A 16,270-nucleotide genomic window follows, 5' to 3' on the forward strand; every position below is an offset into this window, starting at 1 on the left:
CCGCCCGGCTCGCTTCGCATCGCCTGGGGAGAAGGTCAAGCGAGGGCATCGGCGGCGAAGACATCAGCAGCGTACCTACACCCCGAACCTGTCGCGCAGCGACAGGCAGGCAGCGAGGCGATGCGCAGCGAGCCGAGCGGGGTTGGGTTTGTAGGCCCCGTGTGGGGCGGCGAGGAGCGCAGGGCTGGGGAGGTTGCCCCGCGCGCAGCGCGGGGTCGGCGAGCACTGTTTGAGCTCCGTTTTGAGGGGGCGTAGGCCCCCTCAAAAGAGGGCGAGTTGCGCAGCCGCCTCCCCAGCCCGAGCACCGCAGCGGACCCCTTCGCGCAGCGAAGGGGCGCCCCACTCGGGGTCGCCTTTCTTTGCCTACTTTCTTTGGCGAGGCAAAGAAAGTAGGTGCGCTGCCGGGCGCACATCCCGGCATCGCCCCGCAGGGGCGCGCCTGCGCCAGCAGGCTTCCACGCAACGAACACCAACAACACCACAACCACAGCTACAAGCTACAAAGACGCCACAAGGGCCGGCGACCACCCCAACAAAAAGGCGGCCCACAGGCCGCCTCTTTCATCTCACCGAACCGACACCGCTCAAGACGCCGCGGCCCCGCCCTGCGTGTTGCGCAGGCGGATGTGCAGCTCGCGCAGCTGCTTCTCGTCGACCTGGCTGGGTGCGTGCGTCAGCAGGCACTGGGCGCGCTGGGTCTTGGGGAAGGCGATGACGTCGCGGATCGACTCGGCCTTGGTCATCAGCGTGACCAAGCGGTCCAGACCGAAGGCCAGCCCGCCGTGCGGCGGGGCGCCGTACTGCAGCGCGTCGAGCAGGAAGCCGAACTTGGCCTGTGCCTCCTCGGGGCCGATCTTGAGCGCGCTGAAGACCTTGCTCTGCACCTCGGCGCGGTGGATACGCACCGAGCCGCCGCCCAGCTCCCAGCCGTTGAGCACCATGTCGTAGGCCTTGGCGATGCACTGGTCGGGCGCCGTGTCCATCAGGTCCTCGTGGCCGTCCTTGGGCGCGGTGAAGGGATGGTGCACGGCGTTCCAGCGCTGCTCGTCCTCGTCGTACTCGAACATCGGGAAGTCGACCACCCACAGCGGCGCCCAGCGGTCCTCGAACAGCCCGCTCTTGCGGCCGAACTCGCTGTGGCCGATCTTGACGCGCAGTGCGCCCAGCGCGTCGTTGACCACCTTGGCCTTGTCGGCGCCGAAGAAAATCAGGTCGCCGGTCTTGGCGCCGGTGCGCGAGAGGATCTGCTGCAGCGCGGCATCGTGCAGGTTCTTGACGATGGGCGACTGCAGGCCCTCGCGGCCCTTCGCCAGGTCGTTGACCTTGATCCAGGCCAGCCCCTTGGCGCCGTAGATCTTGACGAACTCGGTGTAGGCGTCGATCTCGCCGCGGCTCATCTCGCCGCCGCCCGGCACGCACAGCGCCGCGACGCGGCCGCCCTTCATCGTGGCGGGCGTCGAGAAGACCTTGAAGTCGACGTCGGCCATCACGTCGGTCAGCTCGGTGAACTCGAGCTTCACGCGCAGGTCGGGCTTGTCCGAGCCGTACAGGCGCATCGCGTCGGCATAGCTCATCACCGGGTAGTCGCCCAGGTCCACGTCCAGCGCGGTCTTGAAGACGTGGCGGATCATGCCCTCGAACATGTCGCGGATCTCCTGCTCGGTGAGGAAGGAGGTCTCGATGTCGATCTGCGTGAACTCGGGCTGGCGGTCGGCGCGCAGGTCCTCGTCACGGAAGCACTTGGTGATCTGGTAGTAGCGGTCGAAGCCGGCCACCATCAGCAGCTGCTTGAAGAGCTGCGGCGACTGCGGCAGCGCGAAGAAGTGGCCGTCGTGCACGCGGCTGGGCACCAGGTAGTCGCGCGCGCCTTCCGGCGTGCTTTTGGTCAGCATCGGGGTCTCGATGTCGACGAAACCCTGGGCGTCCAGATACTTGCGCACCTCCATCGCGACCCGGTAGCGCAGCATCAGGTTCTTCTGCATGTAGGGGCGGCGCAGGTCCAGCACCCGGTGCGTCAGGCGGGTGGTCTCCGAGAGGTTCTCGTCATCGAGCTGGAACGGCGGCGTGACGCTGGCGTTGAGCACCTCCAGCTCATGGCACAGCACCTCGACCTTGCCGCTGGTCAGGTTGGCGTTCTCGGTGCCCGCCGGGCGCGGGCGGACCTTGCCGACCACCTTGATGCAGAACTCGTTGCGCACGCCCTCGGCGGTCGCGAACATCTCCGGGCGGTCCGGGTCGCAGACCACCTGCACCAGGCCCTCGCGGTCACGCAGGTCGATGAAGATCACCCCGCCGTGGTCGCGGCGGCGGTGGGCCCAGCCCATCAGGGTCACGGTCTGGCCCATCAGCGCTTCGCTGACGAGACCGGCATAGCTTGTTCTCATGGAATCACTCCAACAAATCGGGTTCTCGGGTCCGCCGGACGGTCTCCTCGGCAGCGGCCCGTGTCTGTGGCGCTCGGGGGCTGTGTCTCAAGCCCTGAGGGTCGAGCGGGAGCCGGCCGCTCAACCCTGCGGATTTCGCGGCAGCTCGACCAAGGGCTGCGCCTGGCTGTCCAGGATGGCGGGCGGGGCGACCACGCCCATCGAGATGGTGTACTTGAGCGCCTCGTCCACGCTCATCTTCAGATCCACCACCTCGGCACGGGGCAGCATCAGGAAAAAGCCCGAGGTCGGGTTCGGCGTGGTCGGCACGTAGACGCTGAGGAAGTCGCGCGGGTCCAGGTGCTGGGCCACCTCGCCGCCGGGCGCCCCGGTGACGAAGGCGATGGTCCAGCTGCCCTGGCGCGGGTACTGGATCAGCACCGCCTCGCGAAAGGCGTTGCCGCTGCTGGAGAACAGGGTGTCGGAGACCTGCTTGACGCTGGAGTAGATGCTCTTGACGATGGGAATCTTCGACAGCGCTCGCTCCCACTGCTTCAGCCACCACTGGCCGAAGATGTTGGCGACAAAAACGCCCGTCATGAACATGCCCGCGGCCACCAGCACCAGGCCGAGACCGGGCACCTGCTTCAAGCGGTGGAGCGCATCGTAGGCGCTCGCCGGCGCCACGGTCTGCAGTGCCGAGACCAGGGCGGCGAAGACGCCGTCGAACAGGCCCACCACCCACAGCAGCACCCAGATGGTGATGGCCACCGGCAGCCAGACCAGCAGACCGGTGATGAAGTATTTCTTCACGAACCTTCCTGTCGCGGCGCGCGGCGCCGGCTCAATGGCAGGCGCACGAGGTGCCGCAGCCCCCCGACGCCGTGCTCGCGGCCGACGAGCCGGACGAGTCCGACGTGGCGGCGGGAGCGGCCGGCGCACTCGCCGGCTCGCCGCCACTGGCCGGCTTCGAGGTCGCGGCCGCGGCGGACGAACCGCCGCGGAAGTCGGTCACGTACCAGCCCGAACCCTTGAGCTGGAAGCCCGCGGCCGTCACCTGCTTCTTGAACGCGGACGCCTTGCACTGAGGGCACTCGGTCAAGACCGGATCAGAAATCTTCTGGAGCACGTCCTGCGCATGGCCGCACGACTCGCAGCGGTACGCGTAGATCGGCATGGCTAACTCCTTGATGCGAAACCCGAAATTATAAGGAATGCGGCCGCCGCGGCGGCCCGGCCGGCGACGCGGACGACCGCCGGTCGCGACTTACGCCCGGCAGGCGGCGACCGCGGCGGCGGTTCAGGCCTTCGACTCGACCCCGATCACCCGGTGGTGCGAGCCGTGACGGTTCGCCAGCAGTTGGGGGCACAGCGAGCCGATCACAAGCCCCAGCACGCCCGCCAGCACGCCGCCCAGCTGGGGCGGGAAGCTCTCGCCGGCCGCGGTCTGCGACAGCACCAGCCAGGCGGCGATGCCCGCGACGATGGACAGCAGCGCGCCCTGCGTGGTGGCCCGCTTCCAGTAGAGCCCCGCGGCCAGCGGCACGAAGGCCCCGACCAGCGTGACCTGGTAGGCACTCGAGACCATGTCGTAGATCGAGGTGCCCTGCGAGTAGATCGCGTAGAGGCAGACGAACATGCTGAAGACCAGCACCGCGATGCGCATCGTCAGCAGCTCCGCCTTGTCGCCGCGGTGCGGGACGAACTGGCGCCAGATGTTCTCGACGAAAGTCACCGAGGGCGCCAGCAGGGTGGCCGAGGCGGTGGACTTGAGCGCCGACAGCAGCGCGCCGAAAAACACCACCTGCATGATGAAGGGCATCTTGGTCAGCACCAGGGTCGGCAGGATCTTCTGGGGGTCCTCGGCCAGCAGGGCGGCGGTCTCCGAAGGCATGATGATCAGCGCGCTGGTGACCAGGAACATCGGCACGAAGGCGAACAGGATGTAGCAGATGCCGCCGATCACCGGGCCGCGCGTGGCGGCCTGCACGCTGTTGGCCGACATCACGCGCTGGAACACGTCCTGCTGCGGGATGGAGCCCAGCATCATCGTGATGGCCGCGGCGATGAAAAACAGGATGTCCTTCATCGAGGGCTCGGGCCAGAAGCGGAACATGTCCTTGCTGACCGCCAGGTCGATCACCTTGTCGGCGCCGCCCGCCATGCCGCCGGCGAACACGGCCAGCACCAGCAGGCCCACCACCAGGATGATCATCTGGATGAAGTCGGTCACGGCCACCGACCACATGCCGCCGAAGAGGGTGTAGGCCAGGATGGAGACGGTGCCGATCACCATGCCCAGCGGAATGCTGATGGCGCCGCCGGACAGCAGGTTGAACACCAGGCCCAGGGCCGTGACCTGCGCCGACACCCAGCCCAGGTAGCTCAGGATGATGATCAGCGAGCAGATGATCTCCACCGCGCGGCCGTAGCGCTCGCGGTAGTAGTCGCTGATCGTCAGCAAGGTCATCTTGTAGAGCTTGGCCGCGAAAAACAGGCCGACCAGCACCAGACAGGTGCCGGCGCCGAACGGGTCCTCGACGACACTGCCGAGTCCGCCCTCGATGAACTTGGCGGGGATGCCCAGCACCGTTTCAGAGCCGAACCAGGTGGCGAAGGTCGTCGTGACGATCATGAACAGCGGCAGGTGCCGTCCGGCGATCGCGAAGTCCGCCGTGTTCTTGACGCGTTTGGCAGCCCACAAGCCGATGGCGATGGTGCCGAGCAGGTAGACGATGACGAGGGTGAGCAGCATGGCGGGCCTCCGGCAGGGAGCTCGGTGTTATCGGGTTTCGAACGGGCGCGATTATCCCCATATCGACTCGGGTGAAAAGGGGCGAAGCCCGGTGCGCCGCCAAATCCTGCGCGGCGCGGCAAGCGCGGACTCGCCCGCATGCAAGCCGCGAGCCGCCTTTCGCGAGCTACCAGGCGCCCAGGCGCGCGAGCCAGGGCGCGCACACCATGCCGAGCAGAAAGGCGGCCCCGCCGATGGCCAGCGCCTGCAGCAGCCGGTTGGTGCGGCGCTGCTCGGCGATCAGCAGCTCCAGCTCGCGGCGCTCGGCCTCGGGCTGCGCGGCCAGCCGGTGGTGCAGCAGGCGGGGCAGTTCGGGCAGCAGTTTGGCGTAACGCGGCGCTTCGTTTTTCAGCCGTTCCCACAGCCCGCGCCAGCCGATCTGCTCGTTCATCCAGCGCTCCAGGAAGGGCTGGGCGGTGCTCCACAGGTCGAGGTCGGGATCGAGCTGGCGGCCCAGGCCTTCGATGTTGAGCAGGGTCTTCTGCAGCAGCACCAGCTGAGGCTGGATCTCGACATTGAAGCGGCGCGAGGTCTGGAACAGACGCAGCAGCACTTGCCCGAGCGAGATGTCCTTGAGCGGCCGGTCGAAGTGCGGTTCGCAGCAGGCGCGGATGGCTCCCTCCAGCTCGTCCGGGCGGGTGCCCGGCGGCACCCAGCCGCTTTCCAGGTGCAGCTCGGCGACACGTTTGTAGTCGCGCCGGAAAAAAGCGATGAAGTTCTGCGCCAGGTAGTCCTTGTCGACCTCGGTCAGGGTGCCGATGATGCCGAAGTCCAGCGCGATATAGCGGCCGAAGCTCGCCGGATCGAGGCTCACCTGGATGTTGCCGGGGTGCATGTCGGCGTGGAAAAAGCCGTCGCGGAAGACCTGGGTGAAAAAGATCGTGACGCCGTCGCGGGCGAGCTTCTTGATATCGACGCCCGCCTCGCGCAGTCGCTGCACCTGGCTGATGGGCACACCCTTCATGCGCTCCATCACGATGACCTGCTCGGTGCACAGGTCCCAGATCATTTCGGGCACCAGCACCAGGTTGAGGCCGGCCATGTTGCGCCGCAGCTGGGCGGCGTTGGCCGCCTCGCGCACCAGGTCGAGTTCGTCGTGCAGGTATTTGTCGAACTCGGCCACCACTTCGCGCGGCTTCAGGCGCTTGCCGTCGGCCCACAGGCGCTCGACCCAGCCGGCCAGCGAGCGCAGCAGGTCGAGGTCTTCGTCGATGACACGCAGCATGCCGGGGCGCAACACCTTCACCGCGACCTCGCGACCGTCCTTCAGCACGGCGAAGTGCACCTGAGCGATCGAAGCGCTCGCCACGGGCGTGCGCTCGAAGCTCGCGAAGACGGCCTCCAGCGGCCGGCCGAAGGCACGCTCGACCATGCCGATCGCCACCTCCGCCGGAAAGGGCGGCACGCGGTCCTGCAGGCTGGCGAGCTCGTCCGCCACATCGGGCGGCAGCAGGTCGCGCCGGGTCGACAGCACCTGCCCGAACTTGACGAAGATGGGACCCAGCCGCTCCAGCGCCAGCCGCAGCCGCACGCCGCGCGGTGCGTCGAGGCGCCGGCCGGTGGTGACGACACGGGTGAGCAGACGCACCCAGGGCTGACGCACGCTGGTGAGCGCCAACTCATCCACGCCGTAGCGCAGCAGCGTGAGCGCGATGAACAGGAGCCGCAGCAGCCGTCTCATGAGGGGCGACGGTCCGCAGCGCGCGTGTCGCCCGCCGCCCCGCCGGGCACCAGGCGCGACAGCGCCGCGAGCGCCTGGCGGGCCGCACCCGAGACCGCCCGGATCACCAGCGCCGCCTGGTGCGCGACCACCGGTCCGACGATGCGGGCGAGATCGTCCTCGTAGTCCCAGCGCAGGTTGTCCATCAGCCACCCGATGTCGGTGGCGAGCTGTGCATCGCCGCGGATCGACACGGGCGGCCGCTGCCCGCTGAGCGCCGCTTCGACCATCAGGCGGGGCTGCGACGCGTCGACCACGAGATCCAGATCGGCGGCGCCGTCAAGTGTTGTTTCTCCGATCTCCAGCAGTCCGGCCGGAGTGATACGAAACGCAAGAAGTTCCGGCCAATGCAACAGCTTTGGCACCCCCGTGAGGCGCACCTGCAGCGTGCGGCCGGCGTGAGGGGCGAGTCGCTGAGTGGCCAACGGCTCAGAGGCAAGAACGTGGTTCAGAGCCAGCGTGAGCCGCTCCAGCAGAGGCGGCCCGAGGCGGTTTGCGAGGTGTTGCAGCATCCAAGGATTGTAGGGACAGCCCCCCCGCACTTCAGCGTCTGGTGACGAAAATGTCCCTCGGCTCTGCGAGAATCCGCTGTCGCTCCCGCAGGGACCCCTTCCTCAGCGCCACGCCCTCCCGAGCGGTGGCCTGAACCTTGCGGAACGTGTGTGTGCAGCTCGGGAGGCTGCACGTGCTTCAGGGCAGTACGTGGACTCCACGGGCTCGACACTGGGTGGACGGGCAGTTCCATGTTTGAAGACCGAACCTACACAAGAACCTTCTACAACGCGCCGCAATCCGTCACGTCCTTCGTGGCGGCTTTCCTTGAGCCCGCGATCACGGTGGCCTGCTTCCTGGCCATCATGTGGTACTACCAGGAGCCGGTGGACGGCGCCGCGATGACGCTGTGCCTGCTGGTGTTTGCGTTGTCCTTTCCTGGCCGCAACCGCTTCAAGGACGCCAACCTGACGGCCATCGTCGACGTCGCGACCTCCTGGATCAGCCTGCTCGCGATCCTCGCGCTGTGCGGTTATGCGACCCGCAGCCTGGATCAGTTCAAGCAGGAGGTGTTGCTGGCGTGGGCCGTCATCACCCCGCTGGTGCAGTGGGGCGCCGTCGCGGCCGGCCGCGAGATCGTCAAGATGAGCGCGCGCAAACCCGAAGCGCGGCGCTCCGCCATCGTGGTCGGCGCCGGGCCGCTGGGCATGAAGGTGTCGAAGGCGCTCGAAGGCCATGAGGGCTTCGGCATCGACTTCATGGGCTTCTTCGACGACCGCACCGATGCCCGCGTGCACCCCGATGCCTCCGAGAAGCTGATCGGCCGCCTGTCGGAAGTCTCGGCGTATGTCACGCGGCACGGCGTGCGCGAGGTCTACATCACGCTGCCACTGACCTCGCAGCCGCGCATCAAGGACCTGCTGGAATCGCTGCAGGAAACCACCGCCTCGCTGTTTTTCGTGCCCGACGTGTTCGGCATCAGCATCATCCAGGGCCGCCTGCAGGACGTCAACGGCGTTCCCGTGGTCGGCATCCTCGAGACGCCCTTCACCGGCACCAACGCGATGGTCAAGCGCATCAGCGACATCGTGCTGGCCTCCATCATCCTGGTATTGATCTCGCCCATCCTGCTGGTGCTGGCAATCGGCGTGAAGCTGAGCTCCCCCGGCCCGGTCATCTTCCGCCAGAAGCGCAACGGCCTGGACGGCGAGGAGATCACCGTCTACAAGTTCCGCTCGATGCGCACCATGGACAACGGGCCGGTCGTGAAACAGGCGACCAAGGGCGACCCCCGCATCACCAAGTTTGGCGCCTTCATCCGCAAGACCTCGCTGGACGAGCTGCCGCAATTTTTCAACGTGCTGCAGGGCCGCATGAGCATTGTCGGGCCGCGCCCGCACGCCGTCGCACACAACGAGCAGTACCGCAAGATGATCAAGGCCTACATGGTCCGCCACAAGGTCAAGCCCGGCATCACGGGCTGGGCCCAGGTCAACGGCCACCGCGGCGAGACCGACACCATCGAGAAGATGGAAGCGCGGGTGGAGTACGACCTCGAATACCTGCGCAACTGGTCGCTGGGCCTGGACCTGCTCATCATCGCGCGCACCGCCCGACTGATGTTCTTTGACCGCCACGCTTACTGACCCTCCCGACGGCACGGCGCCCCCGCGCCGATCGCCTTTCCAGTCGATAACAACAGGAGATCTGAATGTCCTACCTGCCCGGACGTCGCCTGCGAGCGTCGCAGCTCCCCTTGGCTGCCGCCTGTGCGCTTGTGGTCCAAGCAGCGCCTGCCCTGGCCGACCCCTACTACCTCCAGGCCAGCCAGGAGTTCAGCCGCGAGTCCAACCTGTTCCGTGACCGCGACGGTGCCGAGCGGAGCGACACGATCTCTTCCAGCACGCTGCAGGTCGGCGTGGACCAGCCGATCGGCCGCCAGCGCCTGGTGGGCAGCGCGATGGTGCAGCGCAACCTCTACAAAGACCAGTCCCACCTCAACAACACCGCCTATGGCGTCAACGTGCGCGCCGACCTGGAGACCGTCAACCGCATCTCCGGCGGCCTGCGCTACAGCAACTCGCGCCGGCTGGCGGAGTTCGAGACCGGCAGCGCCACCACCCGCAACACCGAGCGCAACCTGCTGACCCTGCAGGAGTTCGGAGCACGCGGCCAGCTGGGCATGGCCTCGCTGTGGGTGCTGGAAACCGGCTACACCTTCCGCGACCAGGATTACTCGGCCAAGGCCTTCGAGTCCCTGGTGCAGAAATCGCACGCGGTGAACTTCGGCACCAAATACCGCCCCAGCGACCTGATCAACTTCGGCCTCGGCTACCGCCAGACCGCGGGCCGCATCCCGAACTACCGCCCCGGTATCGAGGACGAATACGACCGCAAGGACATCGACTTCACGGTGCTGTGGAAACCCAACGGCCTCAGCACGCTGGACATGCGCCTGAGCCGCACCCACACCGATCACGATGTCGTCGACGCGAAGGACTTCAAGGGCTTCACCGGCAACATCGGCTACAGCTACCGCCCGGGCGGCAAGCTGAGCTACAAGCTCAACCTGATCCGCGAGACCAACGACGACACGAGCCTGCTCGACTTCGGCGAGTTCGCTGGCATCGACCTCGGCTCGCAGCCTCTGGAGAACACCCGCACGATCACGTCGCTGCGCTTCGGCACGGTCTACGACGCCACTGCCAAGATCCGTCTGACCGGGGGGCTGCGCTACATCCGCCGCAACATCGAGGAGACGGGCCTGGTGAACCGCAACGGCAGCGACCGCACCACAGTCGCGACGCTGGGTGCCAACTACGCGTTCTCCCGCAACTGGACGTTCGGCTGCAACGTGGCCTGGGAGAAGCGCAAGGCCGACGAGTCCGAGGGCGTGTCCTTCCCCTTCAAGGCCGAAACCGCCAGCTGCATGGCCCAGTTCCTGCTGCAGTAAACCCGGAACCCCTCACGTGCCTACCATCCTGCTCACCGGCGCCGCCGGATACATCGCCTCCCACACCTGGCTCGCGCTTCAGGACGCCGGCTTCGACGTGGTGGGCGCGGACGACTTCTCCAACAGCTCGCCCGAGGTGCTGAAGCGCCTGCACCGCCTGGGCGGCCGGGAGCCGGTGTTCCACCGGATCGACGTCGGCGACGCGGCGGCGCTGCAGGCCTTGTTCGAGGCGCACCGCATCGACGCGGTGGTGCATTTCGCCGCCTTCAAGGCGGTGGGCGAGTCCAACGAGAAGCCGCTGGACTACTACGGCAACAACCTGGGCAGCCTGATCAACGTCTGCAGGACCATGCAGCGCCACGGTGTGCACAAGCTGGTGTTCAGCTCCTCGGCGACGGTCTACGGCACGCCGGAACGGCTGCCGATCCGCGAGGACTCGCCGCTGTCGACCACCAATCCCTACGGCGCCACCAAGCTGATGAGCGAGCAGATCCTGCGCGACCTCGGCGCCTCCGACGCGGCCTGGCAGATCGCCTGCCTGCGCTACTTCAACCCGGTGGGTGCGCACGAGAGCGGGCAAATCGGCGAGGACCCGCAGGGCGTGCCCAACAACCTGATGCCCTACGTCGCCCAGGTCGCGGTGGGCCAGCGCCCCAAGCTGCGCGTCTTCGGCGGCGACTACGACACGCCGGACGGCACCGGCGTGCGCGACTACATCCACGTGATGGACCTGGCCGAGGGCCATGTCGCGGCGCTGCGCTACCTGTTCGAGCAGCAGCGCTCGCTGACCGTCAACCTCGGCACCGGCCAGGGCTACAGCGTGCTGGACGTGGTGCGAGCCTACGAGCGCGCCAGCGGCCGCCCGGTGCCCTACGAGATCGTGGCGCGCCGCCCCGGCGACGTGGCCGCCTGTTTTGCCGACCCGAGCCTGGCGCGCTCCCTGCTCGGCTGGGAGGCCCGGCGCGGCATCGACGCCATGTGCGCCGACTCGTGGCGCTGGCAGAGCCAGAACCCGGCCGGTTTCCGCAGCGCCGAAGGCGGCTGAGCTTTTTCCATCACCTCATACCTGCAGGGATTTCCTCAGATGAACCAGACCATACTTCCCGTCGTGATGGCCGGCGGTTCGGGCACCCGGCTGTGGCCCCTCAGCCGCGCCCTCTACCCGAAGCAGTTCCTGGCGCTGTCGGGCGACGAGACGCTGTTCCAGCAGGCCGTGCGCCGACTCACCACCCTGGGTGACGCGCAAACCCGCGTCGCCGCGCCCTGCATCGTCGGCAACGAGGAGCACCGCTTCCTGACCCTGGACCAGCTGCGCGAGATGAAGGTCTCGCCGTCGGCGGTGCTGCTCGAGCCGGTGGGCCGCAACACCGCACCGGCGATGACGCTGGCGGCGCTGTATGCGCGCGACGAGCTGGGCTCGAACGACGACCCGATCCTGGTGGTCACGCCGGCCGACCAGACCGTCACCGACCCGGCCGCCTTCACGGCCGCGCTGAACGAGGCGGTGAAGGCCGCCGCTGACGGCAGCATCGTGATCCTGGGCATCCGTCCCGACCGCCCGGAGACCGGCTTCGGCTACATCCGCACTCGCGGCGACGGCCCGGTGCAGCCGGTCGCGGCCTTCGTCGAAAAACCCGATGCCGAGACGGCCCAGCGCTACCTCACGGAAGGCTGCTACTACTGGAACAGCGGCATGTTCGTGCTGCGTGCCTCGGTGTGGCTGAAGGCGCTGGCGCAGTTCCGCCCCGATATCGCCCAGGCGACCGAGGCCGCCTGGGCCCAGAAGTCGGCCGACAACGGTTTTATCCGCCCGGGCAAGGCCGAGTTCGGTGCCATCCCCAGCGAGTCGGTCGACTACGCGGTGATGGAGCGCTGCCCGGCCGAGCCCAAGGCCGGTTTCACGGTGAAAATGGTGCCGCTGGACGCCGGCTGGTCCGACCTGGGCGCCTGGGAGGCGGTCTGGCAGGTCAGCGAGAAGGATGCGCAGGGCAACGTCGCGCAAGGCGACGCGGTGATCGAATCGAGCCGCAACACGCTGGTGCATGCGACCAGCCGGCTGGTCAGCGCGGTCGGGCTCGACAATGTCGTCATCGTCGAGACGGCTGATGCCGTGCTGGTGGCTGATCGCAGCCGCAGCCAGGAGGTCAAGAAGATCGTCAACCAGCTGGAGCAGCGCGAGCGCAGCGAAGGCACGCTGCACCGCCTGGTGCACCGCCCCTGGGGCTGGTACGACAGCATCGACGCCGGCCCGCGCTTCCAGGTCAAGCGCATCATGGTCAAGCCCAAGGCGACCCTGTCGCTGCAGATGCACCATCACCGCGCCGAACACTGGATCGTGGTCTCCGGCACGGCCGAGGTCACCTGCGGCGAGAAGAAGATCCTGCTGACCGAAAACCAGAGCACCTACATCCCGCTGGGCGAGGTGCACCGTCTGGCCAACCCCGGCACCATCCCGCTGGAGATCATCGAGGTGCAGTCGGGCTCCTACCTGGGCGAGGACGACATCGTCCGCTTCCAGGACACCTACGGCCGGGTCGGGTCCTGAGCCGTCACCGGGCTTGCGGCAAGGCACCGCAAGATCCGGGAACAGAAAAGCAAAGGGGCGCCAGGCGCCCCTTTTTGCTTGCGGCCTTGTCGACCGCAGCCGCTCAGGCGCGGCCGATGCCGTGGTACTCGATGCCCAGCGTTTTCATCAGCTCGGGCTCGTACAGATTGCGGCCGTCGAACACCACCTTGTCGGCCAGCGCACTGCGCAGCGCGTCGAAGTCCGGGGTACGGAACTCCTTCCACTCGGTCACGATGACCAGCGCATGAGCGCCTTCCAGCGCCGCCGCGCCGGAGGTCGCGAAGTGCACGCCCTCGCGGTCCTGCAGCACCCGGCGCGCCTCGTGCGAGGCCACCGGATCGAAGGCCTGCACGCGGGCGCCGCGGCGCAGCAACTCGTCGATGATCACGAGGCTGGGCGCCTCGCGCATGTCGTCGGTGTTGGGCTTGAAAGCCAGGCCCCAGAGTGCGAAGGTCTTGCCGCTCAGGTCCGCGCCGTAGCGCTTGACGATCTTGTCGACCAGCACCAGCTTCTGCCGGTCGTTGACCTCCTCGACCGCCTGCAGCAGCTGCAGCGGCTGGCCGGCATCCTCGGCGGTCTTGATCAGCGCCTTGACGTCCTTGGGGAAGCAGGAGCCCCCGTAGCCGCAGCCGGCATACAGGAAGTGGAAGCCGATGCGCGGGTCGCTGCCGATGCCCTGGCGCACCAGCTCGATGTCGGCGCCCAGCTTCTCCGCCACCAGCGCGAGCTCGTTCATGAAACTGATGCGCGTCGCCAGCATGGCGTTGGCGGCGTATTTGGTGAACTCGGCGCTGCGGATGTCCATCAGCATCATGCGGTCGTGGTTGCGCACGAAGGGCGCGTACAGCGCACGCATCAGCAGGATCGCGCGCTCGTCCTCGGCGCCCACCACCACGCGGTCCGGACGCATGAAGTCGGCGACCGCCGCGCCTTCCTTCAGGAACTCCGGATTGGAAGCGACCGCGAAGTCCAGCTTCAGGCCGCGCTTGTCGAGCTCTTCCTGCACCGCCGCCTTGACCTTGTCACCGGTGCCGACCGGGACGGTGCTCTTGTCGACCACCACCTTGAAGTCGGTCATCAGCCGACCGATGTTGCGCGCCGCGGCGACGACGTACTTGAGGTCGGCCGAGCCGTCCTCGTCGGGCGGCGTGCCGACCGCGATGAACTGGATGGTGCCGTGGGCCACCGCCTGCTCGATGTTGGTGGTGAACTCCAGGCGGCCCGCCGCGACGTTGCGCTGCACCATCTCCAGCAGGCCGGGTTCATAGATCGGGATGCCCCCTTCCTTGAGCACGCGGATCTTTTCGGGATCCACGTCCAGGCACAACACGTGGTTGCCCATCTCGGACAGGCAGGCGCCCGTCACCAAACCCACATAACCGGTACCGACGACGGTGACCTTCATGACTAACCTCTTGTGTCTTCAATCGAGCGGGCCCCGCCGGGGCCCCTTGTCTTCACCGGCCGCGAGGTGCAGCGCGGCCCGCGATCACCTGCGGCAGCATGCGCATCACGAAGATGCTGTTGGTGACCAGATAGCGCTTCCAGAGCCGACGCGGTTCGCTCATCAGGCGATAGAACCACTCCAGCCCGCTGCGCTGCATCCACAGCGGCGCGCGCTTGATCGTGCCGGCATGATAGTCAAAGGCAGCGCCGACGCCCACCATGACCGCCTGGACCCGGCCGCGGTGCGCGGCCATCCACTTTTCCTGCTTGGGGCAGCCCATGCCGACAAACAACACCGCGGTGCCGGCCGCGTTGATGCGGTCCACGTCGGCCTGGTCCTCTTCGGCCGTGAGGGCCCGAAACGGCGGCGACACCAAGCCGCCGATGCGCAGGCGCGGAAAGGCGCGCTGCAAGGCCTGCTTCAGCTTCTCGAGCGCCTGTTCGGTGCCGCCGTAGAAAAACACCACCTGCCCCAGACGTTCGGCTTCGGCGCAGTACTTCCACATCAGGTCCGGGCCGTTGATGCGCTCCTGCCCCGAGAAACCGGCATGCCGCAGGGCCCAGGCGACCGGGGCGCCGTCGGGCGTCGACATGTCAGCCTGGTCGATCACGCTGCGGAACTCGCTGTCCTGCGTGGCGGTGACCACCGAATGCACGTTGACGATGCAGACGTAGCGCGAGTCGCGCCGGGCGCCCCAGTCGACCAGCCGCCCCACCGCCTCGCTCCATGACAGCGCATCGATGGGCGAGCCCAGCACCGGGCCCGTCCGGCGCGCCACCTGGCCCTGTTGACTCATCGACATGCCTTCCTCCGACGACCGCTGCCGTTCACTTCAGGTCCGAGAGGGCCTTCTTCTGGAACTTGCGCGCGACCTTCAGCAGGGTCGGGTTGTCGTAGATCGACACCTTCACGCGCGAGGCGAGGTCGGCCTTCAGCGAATACTCCGGCTGGTTGGCAAAGTACTGCTGGCCTTTCCAGTCCTCATACTTGACCCAGGGCTTGCTGGCGAACAGGTTGCCGTAGGTCATCTCGGAGGGCAGGTAGTGCGCCGTCAGGGACTTGCGCGAGAAGCGCGGGTCGATGGTGTGCAGCGAGCCGTGCACGGTGCGCGAGTTCCAGAACATCACGTCGCCCTTTTTCATTGCCGGCGCGTGCAGCTCGCTGCGGTGCTTCTCGACGTAGTCGGCCATGCGCTCCAGCCACTTCGAGTGGGGCAGCTCGGCTTCGTGCAGGTTCACGGTCTGCGAGCCGGGCATCACGTAGAAGCGGCCGGCGCGCTCGTCGATGTCCTCCAGTGCGATCCAGGCGGCCAGCAGGTGACCATTGGGCACGCTGTCGAGGTACCACCAGTCCTGGTGCGGGGGCGTCGCGGCGTTCAGGTCGAACAGCATGCTCTGCATCAGGTTGTGGCGGGCCGAGCCGGTGATGCGGGTCAGAGCCTCGAGCACCTCGGGCGCGAAGTAGATCTCCATCACGGCTTCCCGGAACTCGGGGAAGCTCTTGTAGGCATGCACGTCGAGGAAGCTCTGCGCCACGTAACCGTGTTCGTTGATCCGGTTGGTCTCGTAGGCGTTGGTGCTTTGGCGGAAGAACTTGCTGTCCGAGGGCAGGATGTCGCGACGGTAGAGGTCCATCAGCCGGTCGATCTTCGCCTCCGACACCAGCCCCGGCAGGACAACATAGCCGTGCTGGTTGTAGTAGGCCGCCTCTTGGGTGTCCTGTGCAGGGGAAACAGCGACGGCAGCGGTGGTGGACATGGGTAAACCTCCTGAACGATGTGTGGGCGAGCGGCGTGGCAGCCGGCTCAGTAGCAAAGATCGAGCCTCGCGCCTGCAGGCAAGGCCGGGTGGGCAGGCTTTCGCCTAGCGGCGCACCGATGGGACGGACGTTAGCATGTGAAATTCTCTCCGACGTGTCAGGACGAAACGCAGCCGC

Annotated in this window: 13 protein-coding genes; 4 read left to right on the plus strand and 9 right to left on the minus strand. The window is 67.3% G+C overall.

All coding sequences use genetic code 11. From position 1 onward, the window contains the following. Positions 1-584: 584 nt before the first annotated feature. From aspS to OOT46_RS05420, 6 genes are all read right to left on the minus strand, one after another. Positions 585-2,384: an aspartate--tRNA ligase gene (gene aspS / locus OOT46_RS05395; protein WP_265402569.1), complete on the minus strand. Its 1,800-nt coding sequence runs from the start codon at positions 2,382-2,384 to the stop codon at positions 585-587. Between the two features lie 120 nt (positions 2,385-2,504). Then, complete coding sequence (locus tag OOT46_RS05400; RefSeq protein ID WP_265402570.1) at positions 2,505-3,176, minus strand: DUF502 domain-containing protein; 672 nt, start codon at positions 3,174-3,176, stop codon at positions 2,505-2,507. A 31-nt stretch (positions 3,177-3,207) separates the two neighbouring features. After that, positions 3,208-3,540: an FmdB family zinc ribbon protein gene (locus OOT46_RS05405; protein ID WP_265402571.1), complete on the minus strand. Its 333-nt coding sequence runs from the start codon at positions 3,538-3,540 to the stop codon at positions 3,208-3,210. Positions 3,541-3,663: 123 nt separating this feature from the next. Then, positions 3,664-5,118 carry a sodium:solute symporter family protein gene (locus tag OOT46_RS05410; RefSeq protein WP_265402572.1) on the minus strand — a complete coding sequence of 485 codons (1,455 nt, stop codon included), beginning with the start codon at positions 5,116-5,118 and terminating at the stop codon, positions 3,664-3,666. Between the two features lie 166 nt (positions 5,119-5,284). Next, the gene (gene ubiB / locus OOT46_RS05415) at positions 5,285-6,838 is read right to left on the minus strand and encodes a ubiquinone biosynthesis regulatory protein kinase UbiB (protein ID WP_265402573.1); all 1,554 of its coding nucleotides are present in this window, start codon (positions 6,836-6,838) and stop codon (positions 5,285-5,287) included. Further along, the gene (locus OOT46_RS05420; RefSeq protein WP_265402574.1) at positions 6,835-7,389 is read right to left on the minus strand and encodes a hypothetical protein; all 555 of its coding nucleotides are present in this window, start codon (positions 7,387-7,389) and stop codon (positions 6,835-6,837) included. The genes ubiB and OOT46_RS05420 overlap by 4 nt, the downstream gene beginning before the upstream one ends. A 231-nt stretch (positions 7,390-7,620) precedes the next feature. Here OOT46_RS05420 and OOT46_RS05425 point away from each other — a divergent pair, with 231 nt between their 5' ends. From OOT46_RS05425 to OOT46_RS05440, 4 genes are all read left to right on the plus strand, one after another. After that, positions 7,621-9,015: an undecaprenyl-phosphate glucose phosphotransferase gene (locus OOT46_RS05425; protein WP_265402575.1), complete on the plus strand. Its 1,395-nt coding sequence runs from the start codon at positions 7,621-7,623 to the stop codon at positions 9,013-9,015. 65 nt (positions 9,016-9,080) lie between these two features. Next, entirely contained in the window at positions 9,081-10,322 is a 1,242-nt protein-coding gene (locus tag OOT46_RS05430) for a hypothetical protein (protein WP_265402576.1), read from the plus strand. Between the two features lie 16 nt (positions 10,323-10,338). Beyond that, a complete protein-coding gene (gene galE, locus OOT46_RS05435) occupies positions 10,339-11,367 on the plus strand; it encodes a UDP-glucose 4-epimerase GalE (RefSeq protein ID WP_265402577.1) in 1,029 nt (342 codons plus the stop codon). A gap of 39 nt (positions 11,368-11,406) precedes the next feature. Beyond that, positions 11,407-12,867, plus strand: coding sequence for a mannose-1-phosphate guanylyltransferase/mannose-6-phosphate isomerase (locus tag OOT46_RS05440; RefSeq protein WP_265402578.1), 1,461 nt, complete (start codon positions 11,407-11,409; stop codon positions 12,865-12,867). 103 nt (positions 12,868-12,970) lie between these two features. On the opposite strand, the gene OOT46_RS05445 is transcribed toward OOT46_RS05440, so the two are convergent. Genes OOT46_RS05445 through OOT46_RS05455 form a run of 3 tightly spaced genes read right to left on the minus strand, consistent with a single transcriptional unit; the run spans position 12,971 to position 16,092 of the window. Further along, positions 12,971-14,293 (minus strand): UDP-glucose dehydrogenase family protein, encoded by a 1,323-nt coding sequence (locus OOT46_RS05445; protein ID WP_265402579.1) that lies wholly within the window; start codon positions 14,291-14,293, stop codon positions 12,971-12,973. Between the two features lie 52 nt (positions 14,294-14,345). Continuing rightward, positions 14,346-15,137 (minus strand): WecB/TagA/CpsF family glycosyltransferase, encoded by a 792-nt coding sequence (locus OOT46_RS05450; protein WP_265402580.1) that lies wholly within the window; start codon positions 15,135-15,137, stop codon positions 14,346-14,348. Between the two features lie 25 nt (positions 15,138-15,162). Next, positions 15,163-16,092 (minus strand): phytanoyl-CoA dioxygenase family protein, encoded by a 930-nt coding sequence (locus OOT46_RS05455; RefSeq protein WP_265402581.1) that lies wholly within the window; start codon positions 16,090-16,092, stop codon positions 15,163-15,165. Positions 16,093-16,270 lie beyond the last annotated feature (178 nt).

This window comes from Aquabacterium sp. A7-Y (assembly GCF_026153205.1).
GTDB lineage: Bacteria > Pseudomonadota > Gammaproteobacteria > Burkholderiales > Burkholderiaceae_C > Caldimonas.

Excerpts from the sequence above, each read along its gene's own strand:
- aspS (WP_265402569.1), bottom strand. The coding sequence starts at position 2,384 with ATGAGAACAAGCTATGCCGGTCTCGTCAGCGAAGCGCTGATGGGCCAG.
- OOT46_RS05445 (WP_265402579.1), bottom strand. The coding sequence starts at position 14,293 with ATGAAGGTCACCGTCGTCGGTACCGGTTATGTGGGTTTGGTGACGGGC.
- ubiB (WP_265402573.1), bottom strand. The coding sequence starts at position 6,838 with ATGAGACGGCTGCTGCGGCTCCTGTTCATCGCGCTCACGCTGCTGCGC.
- OOT46_RS05430 (WP_265402576.1), top strand. The coding sequence starts at position 9,081 with ATGTCCTACCTGCCCGGACGTCGCCTGCGAGCGTCGCAGCTCCCCTTG.
- OOT46_RS05405 (WP_265402571.1), bottom strand. The coding sequence starts at position 3,540 with ATGCCGATCTACGCGTACCGCTGCGAGTCGTGCGGCCATGCGCAGGAC.
- OOT46_RS05440 (WP_265402578.1), top strand. The coding sequence starts at position 11,407 with ATGAACCAGACCATACTTCCCGTCGTGATGGCCGGCGGTTCGGGCACC.
- OOT46_RS05420 (WP_265402574.1), bottom strand. The coding sequence starts at position 7,389 with ATGCTGCAACACCTCGCAAACCGCCTCGGGCCGCCTCTGCTGGAGCGG.
- OOT46_RS05425 (WP_265402575.1), top strand. The coding sequence starts at position 7,621 with ATGTTTGAAGACCGAACCTACACAAGAACCTTCTACAACGCGCCGCAA.
- OOT46_RS05450 (WP_265402580.1), bottom strand. The coding sequence starts at position 15,137 with ATGTCGATGAGTCAACAGGGCCAGGTGGCGCGCCGGACGGGCCCGGTG.
- OOT46_RS05410 (WP_265402572.1), bottom strand. The coding sequence starts at position 5,118 with ATGCTGCTCACCCTCGTCATCGTCTACCTGCTCGGCACCATCGCCATC.
- OOT46_RS05455 (WP_265402581.1), bottom strand. The coding sequence starts at position 16,092 with ATGTCCACCACCGCTGCCGTCGCTGTTTCCCCTGCACAGGACACCCAA.